Consider the following 15,730-nt stretch of genomic DNA (forward strand, 5'->3'; position numbering starts at 1 on the left):
TTGCGGGTTCTATAGACATATTATTATGAAGATTTCTTACAACTGGTTAAAGCAATTTCTAAAAACTAAATGGACAGCAGAAGAAACTGAAGTTTTGCTTACAGACCTAGGATTAGAGGTAGAAGGCATAACCAATTTTGAATCAATTAAAGGTGGACTTGAAGGAATTGTTGTGGGACATGTTGAATCATGTGAGCCACATCCCAACGCAGACCGGTTGAAGATTACAAAAGTAAATATTGGTAAAGAACAATTGCTCTCTATTGTTTGTGGTGCTCCCAATGTTGCTGCTGGTCAGAATGTGCCAGTTGCTACCATTGGCACAACGCTTTATGATGATAAAGGTCAGCCATGGCCTATCAAAAAAGGAAAGATAAGAGGAGAGGTAAGTGAAGGTATGATTTGCGCTGAAGACGAAATAGGTATTGGTAAAAGCCATGAAGGGATTATGGTTTTGGGAGAAAACCTTATCCCGGGTACACCACTTAATCAAGTTTTTTCTGTTGAAAGAGATCAAGTTTTTGAAATCGGGCTCACACCCAACCGCGCAGATGCGATGAGTCACTGGGGAGTTGCCAGAGATTTGAGGGCTGGTCTAATTCAAAATGAAATAAGCATACCACTGGACACGCCTTCTATAAGTAGTTTTCATGTAGATAATAGAAGTTTGCGAGTTTCTATTTCAGTAAAACAGCCAGAATTAGCACCAAGATATTGCGGCGTGAGTATATCTGGATTGGAAGTGAAAGATTCTCCAGATTGGCTTAAAAATAGATTAAAAGCTATTGGAATAAATTCAAAAAATAATGTTGTAGATGCTACCAATTACGTGTTACATGAATTGGGGCAGCCATTACATGCTTTTGATTTAGATAAAGTCAAAAACAATAAAATAGAAGTAAAAACGCTAAAGACAGGTACCAAGTTTATTACTTTAGATGGTGTAGAAAGAGAGCTTCATGCAGACGATTTGATGATTTGTGATGCTGAGAAGCCACTTTGTATAGCTGGTGTTTTTGGAGGTGAAGGTTCTGGTGTTACTACTAGTACAACCGATATTTTTCTGGAAAGTGCTTACTTCAACCCTGTAAGCATCAGGAAAACAGCTAAAAGACATGGCTTAAACACAGATGCATCTTTTCGTTTTGAAAGAGGAATTGATCCCAACATCACAGAATTTGCTTTAAAACGTGCGGTTATCTTAATTCAGGAAATTGCAGGTGGAGTTGTTTCCAGCGATATAGATGATTTTTATCCAAAGAAAATTGAAGACTTCCAGGTGTTTTTAACGTTTGATAAAATCAATCAACTGATTGGACAAGAAATTGATACTGGGGTTATAAAAACTATCTTAACTTCTTTAGACATCAAAGTAAATAACGTGTCCGAAAGCGGATTGGGTTTAACGATTCCAGCTTACAGAGTCGATGTGCAGCGTGAAGTAGATGTGATTGAAGAAATCTTGAGAGTTTACGGTTACAACAACATAGAATCTGATAGCAAATTCAACGTCTCAGTCGCCAATTCTTCAATTTATGAAGATTATAAAATTCAAAATAGAATAGCAGATCAACTGGTATCTCAGGGATTTTTTGAGATCATGTCCAATTCATTAACGACCAAAGCTTACGTAGACTTGTTAGAAGATCTTAAGCAAGAGCATAATGTTGATATCTTGAATGCTTTAAGTAATGATTTAGGTGTGATGAGACAGTCGATGCTATTTTCTGGACTGGAATCTGTGAGTTACAATATTAACCGTAAAAAAACTGATTTAAAATTCTTTGAGTTTGGAAAAACATATCACAAAGTAGAAGGAGAATTTCAGGAATTTAAGCATTTGTCTTTATTCATGACGGGTTCCAAAACTCCTGAATCCTGGACGAACCCTCAACAGAAGACTAATTTCTTCGGATTAAAAGCTTATTTGGAACGTATTTTTGAAAAACTTGGTTTAACAAATCTGGAGTACCAATCAGAAAACTCTGACTCTATTTCAGAAGGACTTTCAGGCCAGCTGAATTCTAAAACGCTTGTTGATTTTGGAAGAGTGAAATCCAAAATTTTAGATTATTTTGACATTGAGCAGGAGGTTCTTTTTGCTGATATCAACTGGAATAATGTGTTGGATGCCATTCAAAAAAAGCAACTAAAGGTTGATGAAATTCCCAGGTTTCCTTCAACACAAAGAGATTTTGCTTTATTGCTGGATCAAGCAGTGAAATTTGATGATTTGAAGAATTTAGCTTTCAAAACAGACAAGAAAATTTTGAAAAACGTCGATTTATTTGATGTTTATGAAGGTGACAAACTTCCAGAACAGAAGAAAAGTTATGCTTTACGATTCAAATTTATGGACGAGAAGAAAACCCTTACCGATAAGCAGGTCGATAAAGTCATGCAAAAACTACAGAATCAATTCGAAACTAAATTTGGAGCTACTTTAAGATAGAACAATTAAATTTATATTTCATCCCAAGCTTTTCATAGCTCTGGGATTTTTGTTTTTATAAATTAGATGTAATGGATTTACAGGACGATTTTGTAAAAAAGATGATTGAAGAGCTTGTCCCTATTCACAAGTTTTTGGGTTTGAAGCTGCTTCATATCGAAAAGGACTTTGTGAAAGTAAAAGTTCCTTTCAGAGCTGAAGTAGTGGGGGATATACGTTCCAACCGCTGGCACGGTGGGATTATTACGACAGTGATGGACTCTGTGGGTGGAATTGTAGGTGGAACTCATTTGAGCACTATCAAAGATAAAATGGCGACCATAGATATAAGGGTAGATTTTTTATCGCCAGCTTATGCAAAGTCTATCATCGTGGAAGGAAGAACGCTAAGATTAGGTTCAAGGATTTTTGTAGCTAATATGAAATGTTACTTAGAAAATGATCCTGAACAGTTGCCAATTGCAGAAGGAAGAGCAGTTTACAATTTTATACGATTGAATCAAAAACACTAGCTACTTCAATTTATACTTAATAGGTGTTAAATTTTTGAACAGTTATTGTTTGAACTTAACTTACTTATTACTTTTATATCGAATGTTGAAAAAGATATATGATGTTTCCTAGAACAAACCTTAAAACACAGCTGAATAAAGCAAAATTCAAAACAACTTCCAACGAAGACATTTTGAAGCAGGTTCATGAAGTTCTTAAAAATGTTGATGATAGAAATGAAGAAATCTTAGACAAAGTAAATTCTGGTGACTCTGCAGATTTCAATACCTTCGATTTTGACAAACTTCAGTCAAGCGAAATTTATCATATAGACCAAATTGAAAAAATTTGTGTCAACTATAGACTCAGATTTTTGGATTCCAAATATTTCAAAGGTGAATTACCTTATGAGGCAATTTCTAAAATTAAAACTTTAGAAGAAGAGCATGAAACTAATTTAAAAGGCTTTAAAATCATGGCACCTTCCAAGTTATTTAAGTTGGAAAATGCTGATGATCCACTGCTATTCGCACCAATTGGTAACGATTACTATTATTTGATTCATAAGTGGGGAAATGACTTAAGTCCATTTCGCAGACTTATGATGTGGCCATTCAAGACTTTTGAAAATTTCATGTTTTTTGTGTTATTATCAGCTTTAGTATGCACACTATTAGTTCCTAATGGTTTTTTCATGAGTGAAGATAACTTGACAACTGAATTCTTTTTACTTTTCATATTTATGTTCAAATGGATTGGCGGTATAGCATTATACTATGGATTTGCTAAGGGTAAGAATTTCAGTACAGCCATCTGGAGAAGTAAATATTATAACGCTTAATACTTAAACATGATCATTTTACAATTTATATATCAACAATTTACTCCCGCTAAACTTTGCGGGTTTCTTTTTAAGTCTTATAATCTTAATACTAAGAAAGCTTTATTCTCAAAGTTTTTAAAGCATAAACGCAATAAGGCTCTGAAAAAATGTGCTTTAAAATCTAAGCTAATCGCTTAATTCCTTATTCATATATCTTTACTATTTTAGCCGAATTAAAATCCTAATCGGTATAACATTATTTATTTAAAATTTTAAAACTAATGACACACGCAGACCTTTTAAAAGTTACTCAAGAATTTGGTAGCCCCGTTTATGTTTATGATTCAGAAAAAATCACCAATCAGTATAAACGCTTAACGGAAGCTTTCAAAAAGGTCAAACACTTGCGTCTTCATTATGCCGTAAAGGCTTTATCAAATTTAAGTATACTTAGATTGTTCAACCAATTAGGTAGTGCTTTAGATACGGTTTCTATACAGGAAGTGAAATTGGGCATAGCAGCTGGTTTCGATCCTGCCAAAATTATATTCACACCCAATGGTGTTTCTATGGAAGAGTTGGAAGAAGCCGTAGAACTTGGCGTTCAAATCAATATTGATAATTTACTTATCCTTGAGCAATTTGGAGCTAAACACCCTAAAGTTCCAGTTTGTATTAGAATCAATCCACATGTGATGGCTGGCGGGAACACCAATATTTCTGTGGGTCATATCGATTCTAAATTTGGAATTTCAATTCATCAAATGCCTCATGTGTTGAGAATTGTTGAAAATACAGGGATGACTATTAATGGCATCCACATGCATACAGGAAGTGATATTCTGGATATTGGGGTATTCCTACACGCAGCCGAGATTCTTTTTGATGCCGCTGCACAATTCAAAAATCTTGAATTTCTAGATTTTGGTAGTGGCTTCAAAGTACCCTACCATGAAGGTGACATAGAAACTAATGTTGAAGAATTAGGGTCTAAATTGACCAAGCGTTTCAATGAATTTTGTAAATCTTACGGTAAGGATTTGACTTTAGCTTTTGAGCCTGGAAAATTTCTCGTGAGTGAAGCAGGCTTCTTTTTAGCCAAAGTAAATGTAGTAAAACAAACCACATCAACTGTGTTTGCTCAAATCGATTCTGGATTCAATCACTTGATTCGCCCAATGTTTTATGGTTCTAAACATGACATTATCAACATTTCGCATCCAAAACGCAACAAGCGATTTTATTCGGTAGTTGGATATATCTGCGAAACCGATACGTTTGCGAACAACAAAATGATTTCTGAAATAAGTGAGGGCGATATTCTAGCCTTTAAAAATGCTGGGGCTTACTGTTATTCCATGGCGAGCAATTACAACTCAAGATTTAGACCCCCAGAAGTGCTTTGGCACAAAGGTAAGGCTCACCTGATCAGACAGCGAGAGACTTTTGAAGATATCGTAAGGAATCAGCTTGAAGTCGCTCTATAAGTCAAAGTCAACTTCAATATTTCAATACACAAAAAAGATAGAACTAATCAGTTCTATCTTTTTTGTTGTTATAATTTTCTAGTCCCGTTTCCAACCAACTTAAATAAGCTCTGTATGAAGGTTCGTAGGCGATGGTTTCATTCAAAACATCTAAGTCATCAGACAGAAGCACATAGTAAGGTTGGGAATTGTTCCTAAAATTCAAGGTCTGAAAGGTGGCCCATTTATCACCAATGGTTCGGATTTTTTTCACTGATCCATTTTTACGCTCAAAATTGAAACGTTCGTCTTCACTTAATTTGGCTTTATCATCCACATAAAGCGAAATCAGTATGTAATCATCTTGAATGATTTTAAACACCTCTGGAACACTCCAAACTTGTTCCTCCATTTTTCTACAATTCACGCAAGCCCAGCCAGTGAAATCTAACAAAATTGGTTTGTTTTCTGCTTTAGCAGCTTTCAAACCTTCATCAAAATCTTTATAAGCTTTCAGTCCAAGAGGGCCATCAGTTTCCTTTTCATAAAGGCTGTAGAACAGTGGAGGAGGAAAGCCGCTAAGCAATTTTAAATTGGCATGAGAAGAATTGGTGAGCCCAGGAATTAAGTAAACTACAAACGCTAAAGTAAGAACTCCTACAATTAGTCTTCCTTTACTCAATTTTTGAAGTGGACTATCGTGTGGAAATCTGATTTTGCCAAAAAGGTAAAGCACCATGGCCAATCCTATGAGGATCCATATTCCTAAAAACACTTCTCTTTTCAAGATACCCCAGTGTTCGACTAAGTCTGCATTCGATAAAAATTTGAAAGCCAAGCCAAGTTCGAGAAAGCCTAAAACCACTTTCACAGTATTTAGCCAGCCACCACTTTTGGGTAAAGAATTCAACCAATTGGGGAACAATGCAAACAAGGCAAAAGGTAAGGCGAGTGCTAGTCCAAAACCACCCATACCGAAGGTTAGCATTGTGGCTCCGCCATCGGCGGTGAGCGATCCTCCAAGAAGTGAGCCTAATATTGGTCCAGTACAAGAAAATGAAACTAGCGCAAGCGTGAGTGCCATGAAGAAAATACCAATAATCCCTCCAACACTCGTTGCTTTTTGATCCAATTTGCTGCTCCAGGAATTAGGCAATGTGATTTCATAATAGCCAAAAAATGAAAAGGCAAAGACTAGAAAAATGACAAAAAACACAACATTCAAAACAGGATTTGTAGAAATGCTATTGAGAATTTCGGGGTTTACAGAATCGATAAGGTGAAAGGGCAAACTGAGTAAAAGGTAGATCAAAAAGATAAAAGCTCCGTACATGATCGCATTGATAAGCCCCAATTTCTTGGTTCTTGCGCCTTTTGTAAAAAATGAAACTGTCAAAGGTATCATAGGAAAAACACAGGGCGTCAATAAAGCGATGAGCCCACCAACAAATCCTAAAAGAAAAATAGTAAAATTGCTATCTTGATCTTCTTCGGAATTCATTTTGAACTCGCTTTCACCTTTGAGGTCTAGCTTTAAGGCTTCGGTTAAGCTTTTGTCTTTGCTTTTTACCTCGATCGCTTTAGTTTCTGTCAGCATCAATTTAGATGCTTCTACAGTAAAACTGAAGCGTTGTTGATCTTGTGGTAAGCACATTTCATCATTACAAATCATAAAAAGGATCTCAAGATCGAGCGTTGCTTCTTTTGCTTTTACTTTAACATCCTGCTCAAAAGTGACTTCATTTTCGAAATAAGTTAGGTCGGTCTTGAAGATTTCATCAAACTTGGTGATGCCTTCTGGTTCTCGTGTAGAACCTATTTTTTCTAAACGATCTGTGTCAAATTCAAAGTTAAACTCTGTTGGAATAGGACCATTTTCATCCTCTTTCAACTCAATTTGGGATGGTAAATGCCAGCTTTCGTCAATGCTCGCTGAAATGATAACAGTAAAAATACTGTCAGATTTTTTTACGACTGAAGCTTCCCAGCTGGATGGATTTTCAGAATTATCTTGCTGTTCAAATCCAAATTGAGCCCAACTTGGCATTGAAAGGGTCAATAGAAAAACAAATAGGAGGTAAGATCTAATCATTTAAAATTTCAATTTTGAGAATGTTTTTAGTAGAGGGTTCTACCTTATAGCGCTCATCCGTTCTTAGATTCAAAACCCACAGTACATCGTTATTACCATTGCATAATAAGAGCTGTTCAGACTTCAAATGTGGACTTATTTTTTCATCCTTTAGAAAATCGCTTAGTTTCTTTTTACCCTTCATTCCAAACGGATAAAAATAGTCCCCATTTTCTACAGATCTTAAACTTAAGGGAAACTTAAGTTTGGACTTATCAATATAAGCCACGCTAGGACCAAAACTGCCTAACTTTTTTACTTCTGAAAGTTTTAATTTAAAACTTCCTAAATCCACATAAAAGTCGTCTTCGCAGATTTCAATGGTTTGAAAGTCCTCTGTTGAAATTGGAGATAAAATCAATTTCTTTCTATCTTTTACGAGTTGATGGGTGTTAGATTCTACCCGCTTTCCCGTTTGGGCTTCAAGCAAATGATATACATCATTCCACTCTGAAAACCCATAGTCTTTAAGCAATTGATAGAGTATGGCTTTGGTGTTTTTGTAAGATTTTAGTCCCGAAATGTCAATTTCTTTTTGATTCCCTTTTGTTGTGGTGATTTTAGAAGACACCAGTTCAGAAAGTTCATCTACTAAAGCATCTGTTTGTTTTAGGTTTTTAAGTGTTGAGTCAAAATTTTCTAGAAACCTAGCATCCAAGTCTATAAGCTCAGGAAGAAGGTGATGTCTTATTTTGTTTCTTAGGTATTTTGTGCTTTCATTGCTTCTGTCTTCGCGCCAGTTGATATTTTTTTCTAGCGCATAATTCTTGAGGTCCTCTTTACTGAAGATTAAAAGCGGTCTGCGGATGTAATCCTTTTGGCTCGGGATTCCTGTTAGCCCCTTTATTCCAGTTGATCTACTCAAGTTGATAATGAAAGTTTCCAGGCTGTCATTCAGATGATGAGCAGTAAGTAAGTAGGAGTGAGGCGTAGTTTGAATCAATTCTTGAAACCACTGGTAGCGCAGGTTTCTGGCGGTAACCTGTATGGATGTTTTTTGCTGATTAGCTATCAATTCAGTTTCAAAATCTTTTTTAAAAAGTCTGCACTCTAAAGTTTTTGCAAGCGTTTCAACAAATTCAGCATCCAGTTCACTGTCTTCTGCTCTTAGTTTGAAATTACAATGTGCCAAAGCAAAATCTAATTTCAAACAGTGACACAGATGTGCCAAAACTACAGAGTCTATCCCACCACTTATGGCAATGATAAATGGACTGGAGACTAACTCTGGGAATTCAGATTCAATATGGTTTTGGAAACGATTTAGCATTTATGTCAAAAAGCACAAAATTAAGCTTTATTGCTTTATTTCTCTGTAACTCTTGTAGCATTAACAACATATTGTAGCGCCTTTCCTTTTAAGAGGCATTCTTCATATTCCTGTTCAGGATTTGCCATAGATGTTAAGGCACTACCAACCATGTAAGACAAGTATTTTTTTTCTGAATTGTAAAGCAAGGACCGGATAACAACATTAAAATCGAAGTCATTATTTGGTGTGATATAGCCGATGGCACCACTGTAGAGACCACGCTTGGTGGTTTCGTAGGTTTCTGCAATTTCCATTGCCGATCGCTTTGGGGCTCCGGTCATGCTTCCCATGGGAAACAAAGATTTTAAAACTTCGGCCACGGAGTAGTCTGTCTTGACTTCCGAAGTTAGTGTAGAAACCAGTTGGTGGACTTGCTTATAAGAATAAATTTCACAAAGTTCTTCCACAGCAACAGAGCTTTTAATTGCAGTTTTGGATAAATCATTTCTCACTAAATCTACGATCATAATGTTTTCGGAAATTTCCTTGGGATCGTTTTTCAAGTTAAACTTCAACTGCTCATCTTCAGTTTTATCCTGCCCACGTCTTGCAGTTCCTTTGATGGGTTGTGAAATCAATTTCTGGCCTTGTTTTTTTAAAAATCGCTCTGGACTGGCGCAAAGTGCATGATAGTGCTCAAATTTTAAAAAACTTGAAAAAGGCGCTTTTGAAATCGAATTGAGATGATTGAAAGTTGGTAAAGGGCTAAAGTTGATTTGATCTATGTAAAATTCCTGGCAAAAGTTGACCTCATAGATATCTCCACGCTGGATATGCGCCAAAATTTGTTTAGCTCTGTAAACGTATTCCTCCTTCTGCCATCTTGGAGAAAATGTAAAGGTTTGGGTTATATCTTCATTTCTCGCAGATAACTCAGTTGCCAAAATGGACTCAAAATCATTGTCTATTTCATCATCTACCAACGTCAGATAATGCGCTTCAATAATATCATCCTTAAACAGCCATATTTTTTTGGGCTGAATGAAATACAGCTCTGGAAATTGAAGCTGGTCTTTATTATTGGAACTGATAGACTCTGTGTCATTTTTTAGATCATAACTCAAGTATCCAAAAAGCCAGTCTTTAGTTGTGGTCTGAAACTCATCCAGCTTTTCAAAAGCAAGGTCGTCATCAGATTTTATAGCAGTGAAGCCGTCAACAGCAAGAATAGCTTCATATTCCTGGTATAAATGTTCAGTTTGGTTGGAATCCAGGAAAACGACTTCTTCAAATTGGTTTCCCCACTGAAGAAGTTTTTGTTTAAAGTTCTCTTGGGTAGACGTGTTTTGAAATGTCTTTATAGTTCTCAAGCCTGCTTTATTTCATTTTCGAAATTCGTAATTAACGACTCAAGATTAGTACTATAATCATGGCTTAGTTTTGCATTTTTAAAATTTTCACCAAAAAGAGGAAGACTGAATTTGTCAACAATTTTTCCTCCAAACTTTTGAAAGTTGGTAGTGGTGTAATCTAAGCAAAATCTTGCTCCACCAGCTCCAGGTGAAGTGGCAAGTAAGAAAATTGGTTTATCTAGTAAATATTGAGCATCGCTTCTAGATAGCCAATCTGTAATATTTTTAAAAAAGGCAGACATAGTTCCATTATGTTCATTCACTGCCACAATAAGAGCGTCTGCGCTTTTGATTTGTGATACGAGTTCTTGAATATCATGAGGAACTCCAGACTCTTTTTCGATTTTTTCAGAATATATAGGAACACTGAGTGGTTTTAGGTCGATGTATTGAACCTCTGACTTTTTTATAAATTTTAGGGCGTATTTTAAGAGTTGGTCGTTGATTGAGGTTTCAGAATTAGATCCTGTGAAGGCTATAATTTTTGGCATTTTACTTTTTTAAGTAAAGGTACATATAATTGAAAAATCCATTATTTCATAGCCTGAAATAATGGATTCAACTTTACTTAAAGTTTTCTATCAATCAAGATAGACTAAACACTGTTGTAATGATGGATTCTTTTGCATCAGATTTCCTATAAAATCTTTCAATTCCTCAATTTCATAAGGCAAAAGCCATTCGGTAGCTTTTTTTAATTCTTTGCAAAATAAGTTGGGATCAAAACTTACTTTTTTCAAAATTTCTTTAGTGTACTCAAACATTGCTCTTGGCATGATTCAAAATTTTAAAATTAAGTAGAAATGTGTCATTCAAAATATTTATGTAAATATAACAATTTTTAGGGGTATATATTATGATATTTGTCATTAAATAAATCAATAATTATTATTAATTTATTTCTTTCTTATAGTCCACTGAAATTTAAATTCCGAGACAACCTCCCCTTTATTATTTTTGGCAATGGAAGTCATCCAAAATTTTTGCCCATCGGGTGATGATAGGCAATCTTTAATATTGGTTTTTACTAGTTCAGTATCTTCACAAATAAAAGTGATTTTCCCTTTTGCTTTCTTATGAAATGCTGAAGAATTTTCCTGAACCAGCATCGATATTTTTTCTCCACTTTCTTTAATTTCTTTCATCACAATAGCTCCAGTGCTCAACTCAGCTGCCATGGCTTGTACAGCAAAATACATACTGTGAAATGGATTTTGATTGATCCATTTATGTGTTACAGTAGTTGTACAAGCCTCTTCATTTAGTGTTTTTAGTCTCACACCGCATAGCCACGCTGAAGGTAGTTTAGAAAATAAAAACAAGTTGATTTTAGATGGTGTCAGTTTCATTTTACTCAATTTATAAGACTCAATGTAGTCATTTATTTGATTTCAGTATCATTTTTAAACTTAATTTGCTTTAAAACTTAAAAGCTATTTCAAATCCAAAAATAGTGTTTAACCTCTATCCTTCATTGACTTCAGCCTTATTCTACCATTATTTTTGAGGGCAGTTATATGTTAACAAAATATTAAATTATATTACTATGTATTGCAAAGTAGTGTTTAAAAGATATATCTTTGTTTAAGATTATTTGAAAAGGAAACTATGAAAATTGAAAATACGAAAGCCCAAATGCGTAAAGGAGTTTTGGAATACTGTATACTATCGGTGCTTAGTCATGATGATGCGTATGTAGCTGAAATCCTTGAGACTTTGAAATCTGCAAAACTGCTGGTGGTTGAAGGGACAATTTATCCGCTATTGACTCGTCTAAAAAACGCAAAGCTTTTATCCTACAGGTGGGAAGAATCTACTGGTGGTCCACCTCGAAAATATTATGGCCTTACCGACGAGGGGAAGGAATTTCTAAGTGAACTCTCTGAAACCTGGTTGGAATTGAACTATGCAGTGACAAAAATTACTTCAAAAAATAAAACTAACGATGAATAAAACTATCAACATTAATCTTGCAGGCGTATTTTTTCATATCGATGAAGATGCGTTTATAAAATTGGATAAGTACTTGAAAGCCATAGAAACTTATTTGGCTAAAGAAGAAAGTAAGGACGAAATTCTTCAAGATATTGAAGCAAGAATTGCTGAGCTTTTTACAGAATCTATGGCTCATAAAAATCAGGTTGTAAATAGCATCCAGGTAAATGATATGATCGCCATTATGGGCGAACCTGAGGCTTACAAAATTGATGATGAGGAGGAACCTACTAGCAATTCATCCAAATTTAGACCTTCCAGAAAATTATATCGTGACATAGATCGAAATTATATAGGTGGCGTTTCAGCTGGACTTAATTATTATCTCGGGCTTAACACTTTTCTTATCCGTCTGATTTGGGTCGCATCTGCTTTCTTTTCTTTTGGTGCAACAGTGGCTATCTATATCATATTATGGATTGTTATTCCCGCAGCCAATACAACATCTCAAAAACTTGATATGCAAGGCGAGCCAGTTAATCTGACAAATATTGAAAAAAAAGTAAAAGAAAGCTATTCTAAATTTGCGGATAAAGTGGGAGGTATTGATTATGATAAGTATGGTCAGCAAACCAAGTCTGGGCTCACTCGCTTTTTTGACGGTTTAGGAGATGTACTCAAAGCTATAGGGGTATTTATATCCAAATTTCTAGGTGTCATTCTCTTGATTATCTCTAGTTTAGTTTTGGTTGGTTTATTAATATTCCTGTTCAGTTTTGGAACCATATCTGTATTTGAACTTGGAGATTTCAATAAGATGGAACTTTTTTCTCTGGGTATTCCTTACTGGATTCAGGTCATTTTGTTTTTTCTTACAGCAGCGATTCCTTTCTTTTACCTGCTCATTTTGAGTTTGAAACTTTTGTTCTCTAATCTAAAGTCGATTGGAAAAATAAGCCACATTACCTTGATGGGAATTTGGATTCTATGTGTGATTGTGATCACAACTTTGGGCATCAAAAAGCAACTGGAAGTTAGTTATGATGGCGAAGTTGTAGAGGTAAGTGCTCTGAATATAGCAACTACTGATACTTTGAGAGTCAAAATGAATCCTAATTTGATGTTTGATGAAAACATAAATCAAAGAAGGCAACAGAAAATTGTGAAAGACGATACAAACTCTTCAAAATTGTATAGTTCAAATGTTTACGTAAACTTTAGAACTTCCAATGATGATGAATTGAAAGTGAGAGTCACCAAAAAAGGCTTCGGTTCAAGCGAAAATCTAGCACGAGAAAGAGCTTCTTTAATAGAATACGATTACAAATTGGAAAATTCAGTTTTGAAACTGGACAACTATTTTCTTACTACTCCAGAGTTTGCAAAGCAAAAGGTAAAAGTTGAAATTACAGTTTATATTCCTGAGCAGCAGATTATTTATTTAGATAAGAATCTTATGGATTTTAGTAGAATAAGAAATTTTAAGAGATCAGACTATAACACTTATTTGGGTTATGAGGAGAATATTTGGAAACCATTAGACAGTATTTATAAAAACAAATCTATCAACTAAAAACTAAACCACATGAAAACAATTACTATTTCCGTAGCCTTAAGCTTATGCCTGCTTTTACTTGGATGTTCGTATTCTATCAGTTCTTTGACCAGCAATGATAAAATAAATGGAACCGGCGACGTGATTACAGAGCAAATTGTTCTGGATGACTTTACAGAACTTGTCCTTCAACGTGGCTGGGAGGTTTCTTTGGAGCCAGCTACATCCAATTATATGGTTGTGGAAGCAAATGAAAACTTACTAGAAGTTTTTGAATACGAAAATCAATCTGGTAGATTGATAATTGGTTCACAAAAGCAGATTTCTAGTGCAGATGCTAAACAAATTACATTATACTTTACTGAAAAACTTGAGCTTTTAAAAGTTTCAAGTGGTACGGAAGTTACTTCTCCAGAGCGTTTAAGTTTTAATAACCTCACATTAGATCTATCGAGCGGATCTGAAGTCACTTTAGACTTAGAATTAAAGTCGTTAGACCTGGAAACTTCAAGCGGATCTGATGTTGATTTAGTATTAAGTTTGGATGAATTGCTTGTTGATTCCTCTAGTGGTTCATCAGCCAATTTAGAAGTTAATGCTATTTCAACCAGGGTTGAGTCTTCCTCAGGATCTGATGTAATTTTGAAAGGAAGTACATCCAGTTTGGAAGTGAGAACCTCCAGTGGCTCTAGTGTCAATTCAAAAGGGTTTGAATCCGACAAAGTCACTGCAAAAGCATCATCTGGATCATCGATTTCGGTTTATCCTATTAAAGATTTAACGGCTACAGTGAGTAGTGGAGGAGATATCTATTATTTTAATAAGCCAAAAGGAAGATTAGATTTGAACAAATCGAAGTCTGGAGGATCAATCAAACTAAAATAATTACACTATTTAAATCTTTAGCTCATGATCACTTTAATCAAAATCTTAATCATTTTCACGATTCACTATTTAGAATGCTGTTAATCTTTCTCATTATTTTCATTGAAAGCTGAAGGCAATAGCTGTGGGATAAACTTGATGATGATAGGCAGCAATACACTACCACCAGGCAACACAAAAATAGCTAGAGAAGGAATGCTCTTGAAAATATCATAAAGTTGAGTTTTTGCTTTAGATTTTTCTTCAGCATTCAGCTCTCTCTGAGTGGATTGCGATAAAAGATAAACGAGTTCTTTACTCTCTACAATCTCCTTATATAGCCGGTTTTTATTTCTAGTCAACAAAAGTTTGACAGCTTTTTGATTTTTTTTGTAAAAGTGATTTAAGGGATTGCTGAAATGAAAATAAGCAATATTTTTTCTGTGTTGCGACACAAATTTAAAGAGAAACTCAACGCTAGTATTGATTTGTGATGATTTCAAGTTTAAATCTGAACCAAGCTCGTTCATGAATTTTAATTCGTTGATTTCAATTTCTTCATCGCTATAAACCGCCATGCAGGCCAGGTCAAAGACATATAGGTTTCCAAGGTTATCCAAAATACTTTTGAAGTCGATAGATTCAGTATTTATAACATCTCTGGAAACCGGGAAGTTATAACGAAGAGAACTTTTTAGCAACTTCAGGATAAGTGTATCATAGGCAGCCTTAGATGTTTTTTGATCCAGAGCTAGAAATACTGTTTGCATAATTAAGCCTTCCAAAGTTTTGGCGTATTCGCTTGGTTTGATAGAAGTTGATAATGTTTTACTGTACGTCAATGCATCAGTAAATAATAAAGCATTGGTAACCAAATGACTAAAATTCTTTTGTATTAAGCCTTCATTGGTTTGAATTCTTTTATGAATTAATTGTTCAAGCTTTTGTTCTGGTTTAGATTTAAATTTGAAGATCGGATTCAAATATTCTTTTTGACCATGAAGCGATTCATAAAACTTAACTAGTCTTTCAATAATTTCATTCGAAGGCTGGTCTTCACAAAACTTATGATCTATATAAACCAAAGCAACAAGTAGATTGATCTTGGCAAGTTCTTGCTGTGTGTATTTTAAATTTGGAGTCAATGGAACTAATGCAGTCTGACTTGATCCATAAATGAATCCAGTAGATCTCAAAGCAGAGTAGAATCCTTGATCGTCTAATGAGAGAATATCTGTTTCACCAATGCGATGTAAACATTTTAAAAGCCAACCTGAAGCTGATGGATTCATAGGTAAAGTAACTTTAATTTTAGGAGTGTGTAAAAATAAAAAAGGAGCCTAAAATT

The 15,730-nt window shown here is 34.9% G+C and carries 14 protein-coding genes; 7 read left to right on the top strand and 7 right to left on the bottom strand.

The features are described from left to right. Window positions 1–25: 25 nt before the first annotated feature. From pheT to lysA, 4 genes are all read left to right on the top strand, one after another. Window positions 26–2,452 carry a phenylalanine--tRNA ligase subunit beta gene (pheT, locus tag LB454_RS13445; protein ID WP_224465196.1) on the top strand — a complete coding sequence of 809 codons (2,427 nt, stop codon included), beginning with the start codon at window positions 26–28 and terminating at the stop codon, window positions 2,450–2,452. A gap of 71 nt (window positions 2,453–2,523) precedes the next feature. Next, window positions 2,524–2,964 (top strand): hotdog fold thioesterase, encoded by a 441-nt coding sequence (locus LB454_RS13450; protein WP_224465197.1) that lies wholly within the window; start codon window positions 2,524–2,526, stop codon window positions 2,962–2,964. A 98-nt stretch (window positions 2,965–3,062) separates the two neighbouring features. Further along, window positions 3,063–3,785 carry a hypothetical protein gene (locus tag LB454_RS13455; protein WP_224465198.1) on the top strand — a complete coding sequence of 241 codons (723 nt, stop codon included), beginning with the start codon at window positions 3,063–3,065 and terminating at the stop codon, window positions 3,783–3,785. A gap of 263 nt (window positions 3,786–4,048) precedes the next feature. Further along, on the top strand, window positions 4,049–5,254 hold the full coding sequence (gene lysA, locus LB454_RS13460; RefSeq protein ID WP_224465199.1) for a diaminopimelate decarboxylase: 1,206 nt from the start codon (window positions 4,049–4,051) through the stop codon (window positions 5,252–5,254). Between the two features lie 43 nt (window positions 5,255–5,297). Here lysA and LB454_RS13465 read toward each other — a convergent pair whose 3' ends face one another. The 6 genes from LB454_RS13465 to LB454_RS13490 form a co-directional block, all read right to left on the bottom strand. After that, on the bottom strand, window positions 5,298–7,325 hold the full coding sequence (locus LB454_RS13465; protein ID WP_224465200.1) for a protein-disulfide reductase DsbD family protein: 2,028 nt from the start codon (window positions 7,323–7,325) through the stop codon (window positions 5,298–5,300). After that, window positions 7,318–8,634, bottom strand: a complete 1,317-nt coding sequence (gene tilS / locus LB454_RS13470; RefSeq protein WP_224465201.1) for a tRNA lysidine(34) synthetase TilS — start codon at window positions 8,632–8,634, stop codon at window positions 7,318–7,320. The genes LB454_RS13465 and tilS overlap by 8 nt, the downstream gene beginning before the upstream one ends. 35 nt (window positions 8,635–8,669) lie before the next feature. Beyond that, window positions 8,670–9,986 carry an anthranilate synthase component I family protein gene (locus LB454_RS13475; protein ID WP_224465202.1) on the bottom strand — a complete coding sequence of 439 codons (1,317 nt, stop codon included), beginning with the start codon at window positions 9,984–9,986 and terminating at the stop codon, window positions 8,670–8,672. After that, window positions 9,983–10,519 (bottom strand): NADPH-dependent FMN reductase, encoded by a 537-nt coding sequence (locus tag LB454_RS13480; RefSeq protein ID WP_224465203.1) that lies wholly within the window; start codon window positions 10,517–10,519, stop codon window positions 9,983–9,985. Before LB454_RS13480 ends, LB454_RS13475 begins: the two co-directional genes overlap by 4 nt. Window positions 10,520–10,609: 90 nt before the next feature. After that, window positions 10,610–10,804 (bottom strand): hypothetical protein, encoded by a 195-nt coding sequence (locus tag LB454_RS13485; RefSeq protein WP_224465204.1) that lies wholly within the window; start codon window positions 10,802–10,804, stop codon window positions 10,610–10,612. A 120-nt stretch (window positions 10,805–10,924) separates the two neighbouring features. Further along, window positions 10,925–11,377 (bottom strand): DUF4442 domain-containing protein, encoded by a 453-nt coding sequence (locus LB454_RS13490; RefSeq protein ID WP_224465205.1) that lies wholly within the window; start codon window positions 11,375–11,377, stop codon window positions 10,925–10,927. Window positions 11,378–11,636: 259 nt separating this feature from the next. On the opposite strand from LB454_RS13490, the gene LB454_RS13495 reads away from it, so the two are divergent. Genes LB454_RS13495 through LB454_RS13505 form a run of 3 tightly spaced genes read left to right on the top strand, consistent with a single transcriptional unit; the run spans window position 11,637 to window position 14,403 of the window. Next, window positions 11,637–11,981 (top strand): PadR family transcriptional regulator, encoded by a 345-nt coding sequence (locus LB454_RS13495; RefSeq protein ID WP_224465206.1) that lies wholly within the window; start codon window positions 11,637–11,639, stop codon window positions 11,979–11,981. Next, window positions 11,974–13,536, top strand: coding sequence for a PspC domain-containing protein (locus LB454_RS13500; RefSeq protein WP_224465207.1), 1,563 nt, complete (start codon window positions 11,974–11,976; stop codon window positions 13,534–13,536). The genes LB454_RS13495 and LB454_RS13500 overlap by 8 nt, the downstream gene beginning before the upstream one ends. 12 nt (window positions 13,537–13,548) lie before the next feature. Continuing rightward, window positions 13,549–14,403: a GIN domain-containing protein gene (locus LB454_RS13505; RefSeq protein ID WP_224465208.1), complete on the top strand. Its 855-nt coding sequence runs from the start codon at window positions 13,549–13,551 to the stop codon at window positions 14,401–14,403. An 80-nt stretch (window positions 14,404–14,483) separates the two neighbouring features. Here LB454_RS13505 and LB454_RS13510 read toward each other — a convergent pair whose 3' ends face one another. Then, a complete protein-coding gene (locus tag LB454_RS13510) occupies window positions 14,484–15,674 on the bottom strand; it encodes an LETM1-related biofilm-associated protein (protein WP_224465209.1) in 1,191 nt (396 codons plus the stop codon). Between the last annotated feature and the right edge of the window lie 56 nt (window positions 15,675–15,730).

The sequence above is a fragment of the Psychroflexus montanilacus genome, assembly GCF_020164535.1.
In the GTDB taxonomy this organism is placed as follows: domain Bacteria; phylum Bacteroidota; class Bacteroidia; order Flavobacteriales; family Flavobacteriaceae; genus Psychroflexus; species Psychroflexus montanilacus.